Genomic DNA, 16,952 nt, shown 5'->3' with positions numbered 1-16,952 from the left:
TTTAGCTACATTGACTTTATACTTCCCTATACGGGGATTGAGTGTGGGTAGACGAATTCAATTCCTGAAGTTCTGCGTAATCATCAACTGGCCCGGGCGGCCCTTCATAACGCCTATTCCAACACGGCCATAGCGCTTCTGCAGAATGTTAGCACGGTGGCCGGGAGAGTTCATAAGCCCTTCATGCGCAACAGATAATGTAGGCGCCAGCGCCAGGTTCTCCCCTGATACCAGAAAAGGGATACCTGCCTGTCTTATTCTATCACCTGCATCGGTCCCTTCAGGAGAGTAGTGCGAAAAGTACCCCCGCCTGAACATGTCCGTACTGTGCTGCCGGGCAACGCTTCGGAGTGCTGTATCTGCTTTGAGAGGCTTAAGTCCATTGGCTATACGTTCCTCGTTTATCAACTCCAGCATTTGTGCCTCCAGTTCTGGCTGCGGAACAGGATGCTCCACTTTATAAGGTAGCTCAATTGTTTCCTCTGCCCCTGGCTCTACGGTCAGGTTGTTCAGGGTGCGTTGCACAGCTTCTTCGAACACAGGGGCCAGAGCAGTCTCGGCACGGTTGGCATAAGCCGCAAAACGACTCGCTATACTACTTTGGTGCGCGCTTTCATCAACAGCATCCGGCAGCGGAATTGCCAGCAGCAATACAGCTACGATGGCCACGGTAACAGCACCGTTCAACAGGCCGGGTATAAGCCCCAGCACCTGGTTAAACTTATGGGTATGTGCGTCTAAGGGAATCTTTTTTAGCAGCAACCACTCCAGGTAATGCAGCAGCACATTGGCCAGCAGCACGATAATAAAAAACGACACGGGCAACAACCATACTTCATCCCAGTCCACCAGCGAACCTAACAAATCCGCCATGTTTGGGTAAAACCGAAAGCCAAGCAGCAGGCAACTAACCCACCTGACCAGGTCCAGCAGGCCAAGTATAAAACCACGTCTCCAGCCTGTTACAGCACTGGAAACTATTATCAGGAGTAGCAGGACATCAACAAGATTGGGCATAACACGAGAATAGAAGCTTCTTCATACTTCCCGTTTACGATTAAATGCCAAAGAAAGCCCTGGCACTCATATCTTTGGCAGTATAAGCGTATGTGCAATTTTATCAGGCTCTTAAACGTAAGCTAACAGAAAGGGAGGGAGAAAGCCCTTCCCTTTCTCTTCATCTTAAAAGCCTGGACAGTACCTAGCGGCTGCCCCATCCGCAGGCATGAGTGAGTGTAGGCCCGGAAGATGAATGTTTTTTGTCCACTTTAGTCCCTTTCAGCTATGAAGAATTTACTCTGTCAGAACCTGGGCGCCGATGTGGGCAAAGACGCCCTGGATGTGGTGCGACATCCCTTCACTTTTGCTGGGTTCGATCTTACCCTATGTTCTACCGCCTGCACTTGCCGGCTGTTACCTTTGCTGCAGCAAACATGCCCTGCACCGGGATGCGTCAGCAGCTAGTAATATAAGAAATAAGGCGGTCGGGCAGACCGTTTCAGCTTGGGAGGTATACGGTCGCAGTAGCCAGGTAGCCCAGGAATCCAACCTGCTTTAGCGGTGGGAATGTCAAGAATTTTCAGAAACAGGTTTGATGGATAGGGTTGTGCTTGCTTAGTGCAGGCAGATGTTCTTCTACTATTTTGCTGCTTGCTTATTATAAGGGATGTACCCTTGCCAGTACCAAGGCGTGTAGGAGTCGCCAATAGTAGATTTGAGCAGTTCTTTGAATATACTCTCGGCATTATCAGAGTTGCTCATGATGATGACACCAGCGCCAGTCTCCGGGAAAATAATGGAATAGTGTTGAAAGCCGTCTCCGTGGCCTTCTTTAAAAGCGCCAACCCCGTGCGGCGATCGCAATAGCCCCCACCCCAACCCGTAGCTTAGGGCAATGGCATCATTGGCAGTGGTGTCGCGCTGGCTCAAGGGGCCGAACTGCTTCACAGAACGGATCCTGATCTGGGGACTAAACATTTCATGGGTGGTGGCAGGCGTTAATATCTTGTGTTGCAGCACAGCCTGTGTAAACAAAGTATAATCATCGGGGGTGGTTTCGAGGGTGCTGGCAGAACGAGCCTCGTTGTCTTTGTCTTTCTGGTACAGTTTCCCGTTTGCTTTATGGCCCAGTGCATAATCCTGCTCAAAGCGCGGCTGCCAAGTATAGGAAGACTGCGTCATGCCGGCTGGCACAAAAACTTTTTGCTGCATCAGCTCATCCAGCGTTTTACCCGTTAGCTTCTCCAGCACCACCTGCAGGTATACCAGCCCCTCGCCTGAGTAGCTATACCTTGTTCCGGGTTTAAATTTTACCCGGAGTTTCTGGTCAGGCTCAACCCAACGCCAGTTCGGAAAACCCGACGTATGGGCCAGGCACATGCGGGCCGTGATGTTGCGGTAAAGGCTATCATTTTTCAGCGCGCTGTAATCGTCGTGCCATTTGGTTTGAGGGGTATACGTATAGATTGGTTTAGGTAAATACTCCTGCAGCGGCTTGTCCAGGTCAAGCACCTCCTCCTCTACCAGCTTCATCACGAGCACCGCAAATACTGCTTTACTCAGCGAGGCACCATACAGGTTGGTGCTGGTTTTTAGTGGTTCCTTTGTTTGGAAACTCTTATACCCAAAAGCCTTTTTATACATGGGCTGGTTCTTGTTGAAAATGGTCACAGCCAGCCCTTGTACCTGTGCCTTCTGCATCAGCTGGTTTATCTTTTGGTCCAGGGCTTTAGCAGTTGTTTTGCTGCCGTCGAGCCTTGTGATGGTTTGGGCTTGGGTGATCAGAGGGAGGATGGCTAGGAAGAGGACGTATAAATATTTCATAATTCCTGGACTAAGAGGGACTTTATTGCTTTACGTAAAATAGGCAGGCAGATTTTATTGTACCTCGGAATTGATTTGATTATATCAACCAAACCAAGGAATCAACAAATTTACGTTATTGGTGACGGATGAGCTGGAGGTGCATTATTCTTGGCTATCATGGTACCGGCTGAAAAATTGCTTGTATATTTACCCATTCAGGCTCCATGAACTATGAAAAAACTGCTTGCTGCTGTAAGCTTCTGTTTTCTTATCGCCATCCCCACATTACTTGCTCAAACTCCAACTCATAAGAAGGCAGCTGAGCGTAAGGCCGCTGTTGTGAAGGCGCGTATGATCCAAGCACTTGGTGGCCAGCAAGCACTCCGGCAGATTGACTTCATGACCTATACCCTGACGCGGGAAGCTTACCGGGAGAAGGACACGGTCCGGGTGTCGCAGCACTGGTATGTGCACCTGCGCCAACCGCACATTGTGCGCCTGGATGTGGCAGGGACTGACACAACGGTGGTGGGCACTACAATTAGTCATCCTGCCCTATCGGAGCAGGAAAACAAAACGATCCATGATGCACTCAGACGATCCGTCTTTTTCAATTTCCTATACTTGCTCAATGCTCCTGAGGCGCGCTATACCTACCTGGGCACGTACCTATACAAAGGCCAACAACTCGACATTGTCCGGGTACATAATAGCCAGTCCCCGGACATGCGCCTCGACATGTTCGTAAACACAAAAGGTGAAGTGATCACGTCTTCTTCGCCTACCCCTGAAACAGGTGCCTACGAGCGCTTCGGGGATGAGTATGACTTTGTAAAAGTGTCTGATAAACTCGTTTTCCCGGTACGCTACCGTGTGGTCCAAAACAACAAGGTAATTGCGGAAGGTATCTTCAGCGACATGGCTTTTAACGCACTCTCCCCTTTTTGGCAGAAACAACTGAACAAATATCAAATCAGGCCACAGATCCAGCACTAAGTTTTCAGTGCCCGTAACGGATGTGTCCGGATCAGGGCGTAAACAGCGGCTTGATTCCTTAATACAGCAACTAAAAACAAAACCATCAGAAAACAGCAATACTAAGCAGGCGGCCTCGTGCCGCTACTTCCCGTACATTAGCATTATGCTTCAAGAGCTGAGACAATTTATCAGGAGTAACGACTTTGTAAAAGCACTAGTGATCATGTTTGGCGCTGCTGTGCCTGTTGCACTGGGGGTATGGCTCGGGCAGGTGCCTTACTTTTTGAGTATTACCATTGGGGCAGTGCTGGCATCGGGGAGCGACGTGCCGGGCAGCAGACAGCATAAAACCATAGGTATACTTGTTTCTGCGGCCATTGCCATGCTAGCCAGTATGGCCATTAACTTGGCCTCAGGTAGTCTGTACCTGCTGCTTCCGGTGCTGGCGGTGCTGGTGTTTTTCATTTCCTTTATCTCGGTTTACGGCTTTCGTGCTTCCCTGGTATCCTTTGCAGGGCTGATGGCCATTGTACTAAGCTTCGTACACGCGCATACCGGTGCCGACATTTTTATACATGGCTTGCTGATTGGACTAGGTGGCCTGTGGGCGCTGCTGCTTTCGGTTATTTTCCATTCGCTGCTGCAAAGGCGGCAAATCGAAAACCTTATTATTGACTGCTTACGGCAAACAGCCTACTACATACAGCTGCGCGGCAAACTGGCTACGGAGAGCCAGGACCAGGAGGCCCTGCAGAAAGAGCTCTACAACCTGCAGGTGAAGCTAAACGAGATACACGAGTCTTTGCGGGAGATTCTCCTACACGAAAGGCAAAGAACCGGCACCTCCAACTACCACCGCAAGCAACTCCTGATCTTTATCGAACTGATCGACATACTGGAGTTATCGCTTGCCAACCCGGCCAACTACGAGCGCGCAAGAGAGCTGTTCGGGCATTCGGTCAGGGTTTTACTGCCGTTCCTTAAACTGGTTTTTGAGCTGTCGGCCAAGCTGGATAACGTGGCTGATAGTATGCAAAGGGGCTATGCTTTATCAGCGGAGAAAGACCTGGAGCCCTTGCTGGAAAAGTGCCGCCAAAGCATCCGGCAGTATGTGGAAGAACTGAAGCTGCCCCAGGCCCGGGAGGGTGCGCTGCTGCTCCACAACCTGCTGGATTATGAAGAAAAGCTGCTGCAAAAGATAACCTCTATCGAGCGGGTGCACCAGGACCTGGAGGGCCAGCAAAGCATTGGCTTGCAAAGCAGGGAGAGGCAGCGGTTTATTACCCAGCAGGATTATGATGTGCGGATCTTGAAGGAGAATTTCTCGCCTCAATCGCCCATTTTTAAACATGCTGCCCGGCTTACGATCGCCATGCTGTCAGGCTATTTACTGGGCATCATTTTCCCGATACAGAACGCCTATTGGATACTGCTCACGATTGTAGTGATTATGCGGCCTGGCTATTCCCTTACCAAAGAACGGGCGAAGCACAGGCTGTACGGTACCCTGCTAGGTGCCGTGATAGCAGGCTTGGTGGTATTCCTGGTGCAGAATACCTACTTGTATGGCATCCTGGCTTTGGTATCTCTTATACTTTCCTTCGCTTTTATTCAGAAAAACTACCGCACCTCCTCTATCTTCGTTACCACCGGCATTATCTTTATCTACGCCCTCATCACCCCCAATGCCTTCAGTGCGATCCAGTTCAGGGTGATTGATACGCTGACAGGGGCTGCCATTGCCATGGGAGCTATTTCCTTTTTGTGGCCATCGTGGGAATCTTTAAGTATAAAAGGGAGTATTGTGAAGGCCCTGAACGCCAACCGCAACTACCTGGCCGAGATAGCCAGCTATAACCAGCACAAAACACAAAATACCACGGCTTATAAGCTCGCCCGGAAAGAAGCTTTCCTGCAGATGGGCAACCTGAACGCTGCTTTCCAGCGGATGAGCCAGGAGCCGAAATCCACGCAGCAGCACCTGATGGAGATCTACGAAATTGTTGGCCTGAACCATACCTTTCTGGCTGCTGCGGCTGCGCTGGGTACTTTTATCCGGGACAACAACGCAGAGGCCGCCTCAGATTACTTCAACCTGATCATAAAATCGATAGACGCTAACCTGGCGCAAGCCCTGCAAGCACTGCAACAGGAGGTGCAGGCAGAGAAAGTGGCAAAAGAGGAGTTGGTAGAGGCTTACAGACATCTGGAGGGCAGGTATAACGCACTTGTTGCCGTACGCAACCGTCAGTTGGACGGAGCAGCTTATAAACCCATTGCCCCCGGCTTTTTAAAAAACCTGAAGGAGGCCCGCCTTATTTCTGATCAGCTAAAATGGCTGCATACCATTTCCGGTAACCTGAAGCAGGCGGTAGAAGAGCTGGAGTAGTTCAGTTAAACTGGTAGGCAGCTCAGCTTTACTCCCAGCAACTCTTTCCAGTACAGGAAGATCATCGGAAAACTGGCCCGGATCTAGATCCAGAACGGCAGAATACGCAGCAAGGGTATAACAAAGCACTGCAATACAGACGGCAAACGCGTAGCAGGCGAAACGGACTTCCAGGTATTGCAACGGGAGATACAGGAAGAATTGACCGTAAACCTGGTGAAAGAAAGTATGAGGTATACCGGCCTGTTCCGGGCGCAGGTCGACAGCCACCCTGAGGCGATGCAGGTATAGACAACCTGCTATCAGGGCGAGTACACGGGCACCATAGCTGCCTCTGCTGAACTTGATGCGATAGTATGGCTATCTTATACCGATAGGGCGCTTATTTCTCCGGACGATCAGCTTATCTTTGGCCGGCTGAAGGAGCGTAAATGCATTCGGCAACATTTCACGTACAAACGTCAAAGCCAGTACACCATGACAAAGCAAGCACAATACACCAGCATCGCCAGTGCCGCCTTTAATGAATACCTCGACAACCAGATAGACCTTCCTGTTTTGATTTCACGGCTAAGGGAAATTGAGCTGCAGGTAATGCACGATGATGACGAGGAAGAAGAAACTGATAAAGTCCTGTGGTTCCGTTTCTTTGAAGGCGATCCGCTGGAAACCAGCATCAGCGATATAGAGAAAGACTTGAGCGACCCTGTCCACCCCAACAGCCGCATCCTGTTGCAAGGCATAGCCCTGGGCCTGGAAGCAGGAGAACTGCAAGTGCATTACTCCTGACAGAAACAGGTACAGCTATTGTGCTGAAGGAGGATAAAACAGCCAACAGAGCTAAATAGTTACATCTAAATGATTCAACTACAGACTATCTGTTAAGAATTGACGTACCTTTAGCTAAACTATTAATCCCCTTACTCATGGCAAAGTCTAAAGACGCAAAAAAGGATGTAAAGAAAAAGCCGGCTAAAACTGAAAAGGAGAAAAAGGCCGCTAAACTGGAAAAGAAAAAGAACAGCTACGACTAAGCACCAATAGCCTCTCTACCGCTCAGGAAGAGTACTATATTGCTTAGAGATCAAAAGCGGAAGCAGCAAGGACATACTTGCTGCTTCCGCTTTTTTATTGCCGAGTCTTCTGACGCTCAATGTATCGTTTATAGACTACCGTTTGCTGGCTTTGCAGTTTCAGCTATCCGGGTGCACCCACCCTTAAGCCCTCCAAGGAGGGGAATTTGTTCAGCCGACGATTACACCCCTCTGACCTACGGACGCAAGTTTCGACTCTCATCTCACTTGACCTCAAGGAGACAGTTGAAGAACAGCGGCTATCAAATCTGATCCCAGTCCTTGGGTTGAGCGCCTCGAGAGGTTCCGGTGCCTGAAAGGCATTGCGACGCAGGAGCAAAGGAAGTGAAAGCAGCGTGATACCCAAGGACGAGGCCCCGCGGCCTGGAGCGCTCCAAAGCAGGAGATGAAACAAGCAGGTTGTAAAGCTGAGGCTGATCTGTAGCTAGAGAGTACAACTTGTATCGAGTTGCACACAGGCACATGCGAAAGCTAGCGCCATGTAAAGGCTATAGAAGTATAGCCAAAGCAAGTATAAGCGCTTGTACGTACCAGTAAACCCACAAGCAGAAAACAGCTAAAATACGTCCCCTCCTGTTATTAGACGGAAGGTCCTACCGGTGCTGCTCATACTTATTGGCTGGCAATACGGCTTGCAGCGTCTCCAGTTCTTCTGGCTTAAGCGGTGCTGCCTTAGCGGCCAACAGTGCATCTTCTAGCTGTGCATTAGTCCGGATGCCGAGTACGGCAGAAGTGATAGCCGGGTGCTGCAGCACAAACCGGACAGCAGTTCCAGAGGCTTCATGCGTGTTTCCTGCTACTGCCTGCACTGCATCGGCAGCCTTTTGCACTTCCTCTGAAGTATAATTTAGATAGGACTTGACAGGCTTACCAGCTAAAAGCCCCTGTGCCAGCCCCCCACGTGCCAGCACACCTATTTTGTGCTGCTGTAGCAGGTCCAGGGCTGCCTCTTCCGGCCGACGGTCCAGCAGGCTATACTGCATCATTACACTCACTATACCGGAACGGTTCACATACTCCCGTATCACGTTGGGGCGGATAGAGGAAATGCCGTAGTTCCGAATTTTACCCTGCTGCTTAAGTAGTTCGAAGGCTTCTATAGTTTCGTCTATCGGGTCATCAATGGTGCCGCCATGCAACTGGTACAGGTCAATATAATCTGTTTGCAGTCGCTGCAGGCTCGCCTCCACTGCTTCCAGTATATATGCTTTGGTAGGGTTCCAATCCCAGCCGCTGCCATCGGGTCGCCACTGGTTTCCAACTTTGGTAGCCAGTACTACTTGATCACGCATGCCACGAAAAGCCTTGCCCACTGTTACCTCATTCTCCCCTTTGTCGTATAAATCAGCCGTATCAAAAAAGTTGATGCCCTGGTCGAGCGCCCTGTGCAGTAAGCCTGCGTTTTCGTTGTGGCTGCCTTGCAGCGACATACATCCAAAGCTTACTTCACTTACATTCAGGTCAGATTTTCCCAGCTGGTTATACTTCATGGTTACAGGTAAATGTGGTTTTTGCTAATTTAAAAGTATAAACTGGATCCGGAGCAGTTTGTTTTACTTGCCTTCGGTATGTTGTACCTGCCACTACTGCAGCTGGTAAACATCTTCTGAAATGCTGTTAACACATCTAAGTTCTGCTAAAACAGGTTCGCCATAACAAGGCTCTCACCAAAACATAGTATATTAGCTTTATAATACCCTAAAACAACGCAACAAACCAAACAACCTTACTACATGAGCCAGTTAGTCATTAACACCCTAGAAGAGCTTACCCAATACGAAGGAAAGGAAATGGGTGTATCTGATTATCACACCATTACGCAGGAGCAGATAAGCAAATTTGCCGACGCCACCCTTGACCACCAGTGGATTCACCTGGATGCGGAACGCGCAAAAACAGAGACTCCTTTCGGGGCCACTATCGCTCATGGCTACCTTACGGTATCGCTGCTGCCTTACCTCTGGACACAAATTGCCTCTATCCGTAACCTGAAAATGCAGGTGAATTACGAAATCGAAAGCCTTCGCTTTAACCAGGCTGTAACGGTAAACAGCCGCGTGCGCCTGCGTGCCAAGCTCCTGTCAGTAAAAAACCTGCGCGGTATTGCCAAAGCGAGCCTGGAAGTAACCCTGGAAATCGAAGACAGCAAAAAGCCGGCTTTCACAGGCATCATCACCTTCCTGTACCACTTCAACGACTAAGAAGGATTAGCGTCACCTTCTAAACTGGCACCTATGCACGATTACCAAAACCAGCCGATTTACCGCAAGGGGGAAGAAATTTACCACCTTACGTCGTGCATTGTGGGGCTGGTGCCTGAGGAGGACGAGTTGCTGCAGCACCTGCGCAAGCTTATGCTGGAGGACGCAGCTACCCTTAACGTAAAAGTAGCAGGAGCCTTAAGTGCCGATCTCTATGATATGCAGATGGAGAGTGCCGTGCTGATACGGAAAGCTGCCCGCGACCTGATTACAAACTGTACTGCTTTGGAGCTCTACGGCTTTGAGGACATCTCTTACCTTCCGTTACTGCGCCGGGCTATCGAAGAGTACCGGGTACTCTTTTTGGAGTGGATCACCAGCTTTAACCCCTGGAACTATATCTGGGACGACTGGGGCTTGTTTAACCCTCCCGGTGCCAGCAAAGATGAGCCGGATGAAATTTAACAAACAATACTTACTGCCGCAGCGCATTTAGCCACACCAAGCCTTAACAGCAGGTAAGCTAAATGCGCTGCGGCACGTATAGTGTTTTTGGCTGACTAAAACTTACTCGTGCAGCCACAGGTTGTGCAGGCAGATTTACCTGCCTGGGGAGAAGCCTGTACACTACCGCTTTACCACATCAATGACTACAACAAATACCTCTACTGCCGAACCACCATTAACCCGCTCCACTCTTTGGCTTATGACCATTGCATCCGGAATGGTGGTGGCAAACAACTATTACAACCAGCCCTTGCTGGGCAAAATTGCCAATACTTTCCAAGTTTCAGAGGCTAGTGCCGGTACGGTAGCCATGCTGGCACAGGTCGGCTATGCCATCGGCTTATTGTTCATCATCCCTTTGGGTGATATGCTGCGGCGCAAGCGCCTGATCATGGTTGATTTTGTGCTGATCATGCTGTCTTTGCTGCTGGCTGCCTTCTCCCCTAACATTTATACTCTGATGGTGGCCAGTCTGCTGATCGGGGCCTCTTCGGTGGTGCCCCAACTGTTTGTGCCCATGGCGGCACACCTGGCAAAACCAGAGGAGCGTGGAAAAGCAGTAGGTATCGTTATGAGTGGTTTGCTGATAGGCGTATTGCTTTCGCGTACTGTCAGTGGTTTTGTGGGGGAGCATCTGGGGTGGCGGGCAATGTTTTTGATTGCTACAGGGCTGATGTTTGTGTTGTGGATTGTCATTTACTTTCTGCTTCCGGAAGTGCACCCGCAGTTTAAGGGCAACTATAAGAGCCTGATGAAGTCGCTGGTACACCTGTTCCGAACCGAGCCGATGCTTCGCCTGGCTTCTGTGCGTGGCGCACTGGCTTTCGCCTGCTTCGGCGGCTTCTGGACAACGCTTGTGTTCCTGCTCGAAGGGCCTCCTTTCTATGCAGGGAGCGATGTTGCTGGCGCATTTGGCCTGGTAGGTGCAGGCGGTGCTGTTATGGCCTCGGTAACTGGCAAGCTGAGCGACAAGTATGACACCCGGTACATACAGGCAGCTACACTTGCCATGGTTATCATCTCCTATATTGTGTTCGGTTTCTTTAGCTATAGTATTGCGGGGCTGGTGATAGGCGTTATACTGCTGGACCTTGGCTTGCAGGGTTCTCATATCTCGAACCAAACCCTCATCTTTTCGCTTAATCCTGAGGCTCGCAACCGCCTGAATACGGTATACATGTTTACCTACTTTATGGGAGGCGCTACCGGAACGATTCTTGCCAGCCAGGCTTGGCAGCTATGGCGCTGGAACGGCGTGGTGTTAGTCGGCTTGGTGTTTTCATCTCTGGCTCTGGCCGTACACCTGCTCTTTTCAGGCAAAGTACACAAAGCCTCATAACAAGAGCCTGTGGGTTGGCTATACCTGTAAGGCAAGCAGCCAAACACATCCGAGGCTTTAAAACCTCTTGATCACAAAACTCGGATCCAGTAACTGAGCTTTACACCTTGTCCCGATGCTATTCAGCTTTAACAGCAGACATGCCACTACTGCTGGTTTACTTGTATACATGAACAAGTCCTCTGGAAAAGGCAGAAATTCGTACTTCAGTAATACAGTGTCTATCACCAAAAATCGCTACCATGGAAAACCCGAACCTCGAAAACTGGGACGAAGAGCGCTATAAGGAACTCAACACCTACTTCCGTATCAAAATAGAGCTCATGCTACGCACTAACCCGCACCTGCTGGCGCAGCAGCAAGAGAGTACGCTGCACCTCCGCGAGCTTGTGGCCGAGTTCAACGAAGGCGATAAAGAGCGTTGGGACGAGTTTATGCGACTGGACAAGCTAAAGCTAGAGGCAGACATGTGGGACCACCTCCACGGCAAAGGCACCCGTTACCGCCCTGGCCTCGGCTTCACCAACCCTGAGGACGATACTACCTGGTAAACTTTTATCCCTCAAAGCTATACTTTGCATCGCTCCAGAATTCATCCAGGGCAATAATGCGGGGCTTTAGGAATGAAATGAGCGCTGGCCAGTCGTCTTTGTTGAAAACACTAACAGGGGAGATCTCCTTGTAAATGCGGCTTACTACCCTGCCAGACTCATCAGACATGTGCAGCATCCACTCCCACTCTTCGCCAAGAGCCTCGTGCAGCATCGTTTTGTGCTCTAAAAACTGATCGTACACCAGCTCCTGCATCTCCGTGTCTGGATGCGATAATTCTATGGCGATGTACCCGCGTTTATTGTCGGCATTCATCCGGAAGTACACATCTTTAACACCGGTTTTATAGTTAAGCCAGTTTACCTTCCAACCCTCTGCTGAAAGCTGTGGCGATAGGTATTGACCAAAAGTAGTCCAGAAATGCTGGCGTATCTGGGAAGCTTGTTCGCGGGTATACATGCTGCAAAATTAGCCATTTTAAAGCTATTATAACGACAAAGCAGCAAATGCGGCTACTTGTATGGGCAACTCTTTTGCTTGAGTTAACCCCACTAGATACTATAATTGGCAGTATAACCTGCACTTTGAAACATCAGACTTGCCTAAAAAGAAGAGGCAAGCCATCAGGGGCTTGCCTCTTTCCTTGTGAGAGAAGCTATATCTTTTATCGCTGAAGGATCAACTTAACGGTCTTTACTTCGTCTGGTGTAGCTATTCGGGTAAAGTATATACCTCCAGGTAATTCTGCTCCATCTACCTCAATGGCTACCACTTCGCCTGTGCTTACTGTGCCTTGCTTCAACTCTTTTACCAGGGCGCCTTTCATATCATACAGGGCTGCACTATAAGAGCCTGCCTGCATGGCGGCAAACGTAACTGTTGCTTTGTCGCGGAATGGGTTCGGGTAAGCTATCACTCCCTCCAGTTCGTCTTCTAGCTGCAGACCCGATGTAAGCGAAGCAAACAGCGGATGGGTAGTGTTGTAAATGATGATCTGACCAATCTTGATGTGAGGCAAGGTCTGGTAGAGGTCGGCAACAGGTGATTTAGTACCTTCGGTATCATATACCATCTGGTTTCTGCTGTCCCATATCTGTATGCGCATCCTGTCCTCCGGATCATTAATTCCATCACCGCCGCCATCCAACACGGTTGCCAGGAAGCTGTATCCTGATTTGCCATCTAAAGTACCTGTGCCCTTCCAAGCTGCATGGTTCTCGTTTACTACCAGCCAATCATAGCTGGTGCTGTGAAAACGATTCTGGTTGTTAAGCAGGAAAACAGTTGCTCCCACTGGTTTCTTGGAAGAGGCGTTAGGGTAACGAACAGAGAAGGCAAAGGTAGTTTCGCGGTTGCCCTGCACATAAGGTAATGCTACCTCCTCGTGCTCCAGCTGGCCAGCTCCAGCTACAGCCCCTGCCATAGGGTCGTAGATAATCATCTGCTGCTTATAGTTATCAGATAGGGCGCTGAAGTTACTTTCATCAAAGTTTAAGCCGATGGTGTAGATGCCAGCCTCCTGGTATCGATGCTCCCCTGTAATCCGGTCGGTACCAAAAGCCGTGTAGGATATAGTAGGGCTGCTGCCGTCTCCCCAGGTCCAACGGATACCTGTATCTTCTGTGAGAATATAATCATTGAAGTCGGCAGTGGTTCTTACCTGCTCCCCTACCCGCATAGAGTATGGTGGCAGGTACAGCTGCACGTTTAGCGGCGTTGTCGCCTTGTCTGCCGCCCCGAACTTGTATAGGATAATGTGCTCATAACTTGGCTGGCTATCTGCTGGCGTTGTAGAAGCAGCTACAAACAGGTTACCCTCGGCATCAAAGCTGATGGACCGCCCATACGTATAGCTTTCGGGGTAAGGCTCATACACGTTCTCCCATACCTGCTCTCCATCCATGTTGTAGAGGATAGACACCAGCACAGGTTGCTGCTGGTACACAGGCGGTACAAACCAGGCAGGCGGCACATTGAAAACAGCGGCGTGTGCAGTAAGTGCTATATTCCCATCTGCCGAGATATCTACATCTGCAGGTGCCAGCTCGTGTATGGTAGCACCATCATAACGGTTAAACGTGTGGTACCATTGCTTCTGCCCGTCTACGCTCACCTTTGTGAGGAAGTAATCTGCTGTTTGCCTGTACTTCGCCTCAAGCCCAAGTACAACTACTTCTTCAGAATCAGCAAAGGCTACGTCCAGCACCCGCGACTCGTCTGTATTGCCTATCATCTGCTGCCACTTTACAGCTCCCTGGCTATCGGTGCGCATCAGCACAACGTTAAAATCAGTGGTATTAAGTGGGCTACTAATCTCTGAGAGCACCAGAATATCCCCGGATGCGGTAACATGCACATGAGTTGGCATATCGTTGCTATATACCGTCTGCATGCGGAAACCGTAGGTTTTGTCCATCAGTAGCTCTCCATTGTCACGGTGCATAGTTAACAGGTGCAGGTTGCCCCGCTCCTGCATTTGCGCATAAGTGGTACCGGCTGCCACTACATCTTCAGACTGGTTGAGTGTGATTGTATTCACTGTTTCACCGCTGGTGGCACGGCTCCAGGCGGTATTTCCGTTAGGCTGCAGCTTTGCCACAATCCCGATACTGGTACCTTCGTGCATGCCTTTGCCCGCTACAAATACCTCCTGCGCTTCATTCACAACAAGGTCGTTACTGCGTGTAAAAATGTAGCTGTCAGAGGTAAAAGTCCTGGACCACATCCCTTCCCCGGCTGGAGATACCTTAGACAGAATGGCGCCAGCATTTTCAAAGTTCTGTGTCAGGTTAGTAAGCACATAGCTGTTGCCGTTTGCATCCACCCGAAGCTTTACAGGGCTTTCCTGCAATTCTGGGTTAGGCTGTTGCGGCACTATCTGCCACAGCAGACTGCCATCTCCGCTGTACTTGTACAAGACCATGCGCGAGTCGGTAGATGAACTATAGGTCTGGGCAAGCAGCAGCAGGTTTCCTTCATGATCGGTCTCGGAAGAAATGACGCGCTTATAGGCACCTGTCTCCTGGCCGAATGGCGGCGTTTGCCATAAGAGCTCGTACTGTGCGCTTGCCAACAAAGGGCACAAGAGGAGCAATAGTAATAAGGTAGTCTGGCGGTTAAAACGAGTGGTAACTGTGTATTGTCTGGACATAGTAAGCTTGTCCGGATACTGGTTTGGTAAACTGTGTTTCATAGCTATAATAGTGTGGGTAAAAAAACATACGAGGTGCGTTAAGAGGCATTAGCTCCCGCTCTAAAGCGAGGTGCGCTCAGGTACAAAAGCAAAGTCATTGATGATGGTTAAACAGTATATTTAGTTTATACTTTTCTAGCAGCAGATTGTTCTTTATTTAACTTAAAAGATCTTGTAATGCACCTGTTAAGTGTCTCTGTTTAAACTTCAGAAAGCGCTTTATCTTTCGGGGCTGACAGGAACTGCTGTATGCTTTTGTAGATGCTGACGGGGAAAGCTGCCGCTACCACTGAATTTTGTAATAACTTTTTAAACAATATCTGCGATTAACGATTATCATTATGGCTGTGCAGCAGCGCTATATTGTACATTGTTAAATTAAGATATAAAGCTGCAACTGCATTTCATTTTAGAACAATTTTGCCTAAATTCGCTTTAATTAAGACACAACAACGGACATAAAAGCTAATACACATGTCAGAATTCGCTGAAATAATTTTAGAAGGTAAATCTTACCAAATGCCTGTAGTGGAAGGCTCGGAGAATGAAAAAGCAATAGACATCGCTTCTCTGCGCGCCCAGTCAGGTTATATTACCCTTGACTCTGGATATAAAAACACAGGCGCTACTACCAGTGCTATCACTTTCCTGGATGGTGAGCAAGGTATTCTGCGCTACAGAGGCTATCCAATTGAGCAGCTAGCCGAAAAATCTAACTTTATTGAGGTAGCTTACCTTCTGATCTATGGCTCTTTGCCAACAGAGCAGGAGCTGCAGGACTTCAGCGATAGAATCAGACGCCACACACTCGTTAACGAGGACATGCGCAAAATTCTTGATGGCTTCCCGTCTACTTCTCACCCAATGGGTATCTTGTCTGCCCTTATCAGCTCTCTGACAGCTTTCTACCCAGAGTCGCTTAACCCGAACCAGTCTCAAGAAGAAGTAGATCTTTCTATCATTCGTTTATTGGCGAAAATCTCTACCATAGCTGCCTGGTCTTATAAGAATTCTATCGGCCACCCGGTTAACTATCCTAAGAACAAACTGGATTACTGCTCGAACTTCCTGCACATGATGTTCGCTTATCCAACTGAGGACTATGAGATCAATCCGGTTGTAGTAGATGCCCTGAACAAACTTCTGATTCTGCATGCTGACCACGAGCAAAACTGCTCTACTTCTACAGTACGTCTGGTAGGTTCTGCCAATGCTAGCCTTTATTCTTCTGTATCTGCCGGTATCAGCGCCCTTTGGGGTCCGTTGCACGGTGGTGCCAACCAGGCCGTAATCGAAATGCTGGAGGCTATCAAAGCTGACGGTGGCGACTCTAAGAAGTATATCGAGAAGGCTAAGGACAAAGACGATCCTTTCCGTTTGATGGGCTTCGGTCACCGTGTGTACAAAAACTTCGATCCGCGTGCCAAGATCATCAAGAAAGCCGCTGACGAGGTTCTGACTGCACTTGGCATCAACGACCCAATCCTGACAATTGCAAAAGAGCTGGAAGAAGCTGCCTTGAACGATCCGTATTTCGTTGAGCGTAAGCTGTATCCTAATGTAGACTTCTACTCAGGCATTATCTACCGTGCTATCGGCATCCCGACTGACATGTTCACCGTGATGTTTGCTCTTGGCCGTCTGCCAGGCTGGATTGCACAGTGGAAAGAGATGCGCGAGAACAAGGAGCCAATCGGCCGTCCGCGCCAGGTGTATACTGGTGCTACTGAGCGCGACTACGTTTCAATCGAGAAGCGTTAATTCCACACAAAATATAAAACAAGAAAGGCTGACCATCGTGGTCAGCCTTTCTTGTTTTAACTGCACTTCCTAAAGGAGGCACTCCTGTAGCGTATAGCGTAATCTTTCTTTTCTTAGAACATAAAAAGCAGTG

General features: G+C 49.3%; 14 protein-coding genes. 9 read left to right on the top strand and 5 right to left on the bottom strand.

The genetic code is table 11. The features are described from left to right. Positions 1-57 precede the first annotated feature (57 nt). Complete coding sequence (locus PKOR_RS15235; RefSeq protein WP_046311843.1) at positions 58-1,017, bottom strand: CvpA family protein; 960 nt, start codon at positions 1,015-1,017, stop codon at positions 58-60. A 267-nt stretch (positions 1,018-1,284) separates the two neighbouring features. Between PKOR_RS15235 and PKOR_RS24785 the strand changes: the two genes are divergently transcribed. Next, complete coding sequence (locus tag PKOR_RS24785; RefSeq protein ID WP_148561705.1) at positions 1,285-1,464, top strand: hypothetical protein; 180 nt, start codon at positions 1,285-1,287, stop codon at positions 1,462-1,464. 174 nt (positions 1,465-1,638) lie between these two features. Here the strand turns inward: PKOR_RS24785 and PKOR_RS15230 are convergent, their stop codons facing one another. Next, a complete protein-coding gene (locus PKOR_RS15230) occupies positions 1,639-2,823 on the bottom strand; it encodes a serine hydrolase domain-containing protein (RefSeq protein WP_046311841.1) in 1,185 nt (394 codons plus the stop codon). 213 nt (positions 2,824-3,036) lie between these two features. Here PKOR_RS15230 and PKOR_RS15225 point away from each other — a divergent pair, with 213 nt between their 5' ends. The 3 genes from PKOR_RS15225 (at position 3,037) to PKOR_RS15215 (ending at position 6,961) form a co-directional block, all read left to right on the top strand. Further along, complete coding sequence (locus PKOR_RS15225; RefSeq protein ID WP_046311840.1) at positions 3,037-3,801, top strand: hypothetical protein; 765 nt, start codon at positions 3,037-3,039, stop codon at positions 3,799-3,801. 145 nt (positions 3,802-3,946) lie between these two features. Next, the gene (locus PKOR_RS15220) at positions 3,947-6,172 is read left to right on the top strand and encodes an FUSC family protein (RefSeq protein ID WP_046311837.1); all 2,226 of its coding nucleotides are present in this window, start codon (positions 3,947-3,949) and stop codon (positions 6,170-6,172) included. Positions 6,173-6,649: 477 nt separating this feature from the next. Then, entirely contained in the window at positions 6,650-6,961 is a 312-nt protein-coding gene (locus PKOR_RS15215; protein ID WP_046311836.1) for a hypothetical protein, read from the top strand. Between the two features lie 898 nt (positions 6,962-7,859). Here PKOR_RS15215 and PKOR_RS15210 read toward each other — a convergent pair. Next, positions 7,860-8,756 carry an aldo/keto reductase gene (locus PKOR_RS15210; protein WP_046311835.1) on the bottom strand — a complete coding sequence of 299 codons (897 nt, stop codon included), beginning with the start codon at positions 8,754-8,756 and terminating at the stop codon, positions 7,860-7,862. Positions 8,757-8,999: 243 nt separating this feature from the next. On the opposite strand from PKOR_RS15210, the gene PKOR_RS15205 reads away from it, so the two are divergent. The 4 genes from PKOR_RS15205 to PKOR_RS15190 all read left to right on the top strand — a co-directional run bounded on the left by PKOR_RS15205 (position 9,000) and on the right by PKOR_RS15190 (position 11,864). Further along, a complete protein-coding gene (locus tag PKOR_RS15205; protein WP_046311833.1) occupies positions 9,000-9,467 on the top strand; it encodes a MaoC family dehydratase in 468 nt (155 codons plus the stop codon). Between the two features lie 33 nt (positions 9,468-9,500). Then, the gene (locus tag PKOR_RS15200; protein ID WP_046311832.1) at positions 9,501-9,932 is read left to right on the top strand and encodes a hypothetical protein; all 432 of its coding nucleotides are present in this window, start codon (positions 9,501-9,503) and stop codon (positions 9,930-9,932) included. Positions 9,933-10,113: 181 nt separating this feature from the next. After that, complete coding sequence (locus tag PKOR_RS15195; RefSeq protein ID WP_046314547.1) at positions 10,114-11,313, top strand: MFS transporter; 1,200 nt, start codon at positions 10,114-10,116, stop codon at positions 11,311-11,313. Positions 11,314-11,555: 242 nt separating this feature from the next. Beyond that, positions 11,556-11,864, top strand: coding sequence for a hypothetical protein (locus tag PKOR_RS15190; protein WP_046311831.1), 309 nt, complete (start codon positions 11,556-11,558; stop codon positions 11,862-11,864). Positions 11,865-11,868: 4 nt separating this feature from the next. Here the strand turns inward: PKOR_RS15190 and PKOR_RS15185 are convergent, their stop codons facing one another. Beyond that, on the bottom strand, positions 11,869-12,324 hold the full coding sequence (locus PKOR_RS15185; protein ID WP_046311829.1) for a DUF4268 domain-containing protein: 456 nt from the start codon (positions 12,322-12,324) through the stop codon (positions 11,869-11,871). Between the two features lie 205 nt (positions 12,325-12,529). Beyond that, positions 12,530-15,058, bottom strand: coding sequence for a T9SS type A sorting domain-containing protein (locus tag PKOR_RS15180; RefSeq protein WP_084694815.1), 2,529 nt, complete (start codon positions 15,056-15,058; stop codon positions 12,530-12,532). 474 nt (positions 15,059-15,532) lie between these two features. Here PKOR_RS15180 and PKOR_RS15175 point away from each other — a divergent pair, with 474 nt between their 5' ends. Beyond that, entirely contained in the window at positions 15,533-16,819 is a 1,287-nt protein-coding gene (locus PKOR_RS15175) for a citrate synthase (RefSeq protein ID WP_046311826.1), read from the top strand. The last annotated feature ends 133 nt before the right edge of the window (positions 16,820-16,952 follow it).

It is taken from the genome of Pontibacter korlensis (assembly GCF_000973725.1).
Classification (GTDB): Bacteria; Bacteroidota; Bacteroidia; order Cytophagales; family Hymenobacteraceae; genus Pontibacter; species Pontibacter korlensis.
This window is presented reverse-complemented; position numbering and strand designations above follow the sequence as displayed.

Coding starts and splice junctions, on each gene's coding strand:
- PKOR_RS24785 (WP_148561705.1), top strand. CDS start 1,285: ATGAAGAATTTACTCTGTCAGAACCTGGGCGCCGATGTGGGCAAAGAC.
- PKOR_RS15175 (WP_046311826.1), top strand. CDS start 15,533: ATGTCAGAATTCGCTGAAATAATTTTAGAAGGTAAATCTTACCAAATG.
- PKOR_RS15230 (WP_046311841.1), bottom strand. CDS start 2,823: ATGAAATATTTATACGTCCTCTTCCTAGCCATCCTCCCTCTGATCACC.
- PKOR_RS15180 (WP_084694815.1), bottom strand. CDS start 15,058: ATGAAACACAGTTTACCAAACCAGTATCCGGACAAGCTTACTATGTCC.
- PKOR_RS15185 (WP_046311829.1), bottom strand. CDS start 12,324: ATGTATACCCGCGAACAAGCTTCCCAGATACGCCAGCATTTCTGGACT.
- PKOR_RS15220 (WP_046311837.1), top strand. CDS start 3,947: ATGCTTCAAGAGCTGAGACAATTTATCAGGAGTAACGACTTTGTAAAA.
- PKOR_RS15190 (WP_046311831.1), top strand. CDS start 11,556: ATGGAAAACCCGAACCTCGAAAACTGGGACGAAGAGCGCTATAAGGAA.
- PKOR_RS15235 (WP_046311843.1), bottom strand. CDS start 1,017: ATGCCCAATCTTGTTGATGTCCTGCTACTCCTGATAATAGTTTCCAGT.
- PKOR_RS15200 (WP_046311832.1), top strand. CDS start 9,501: ATGCACGATTACCAAAACCAGCCGATTTACCGCAAGGGGGAAGAAATT.
- PKOR_RS15195 (WP_046314547.1), top strand. CDS start 10,114: ATGACTACAACAAATACCTCTACTGCCGAACCACCATTAACCCGCTCC.
- PKOR_RS15210 (WP_046311835.1), bottom strand. CDS start 8,756: ATGAAGTATAACCAGCTGGGAAAATCTGACCTGAATGTAAGTGAAGTA.
- PKOR_RS15215 (WP_046311836.1), top strand. CDS start 6,650: ATGACAAAGCAAGCACAATACACCAGCATCGCCAGTGCCGCCTTTAAT.
- PKOR_RS15205 (WP_046311833.1), top strand. CDS start 9,000: ATGAGCCAGTTAGTCATTAACACCCTAGAAGAGCTTACCCAATACGAA.
- PKOR_RS15225 (WP_046311840.1), top strand. CDS start 3,037: ATGAAAAAACTGCTTGCTGCTGTAAGCTTCTGTTTTCTTATCGCCATC.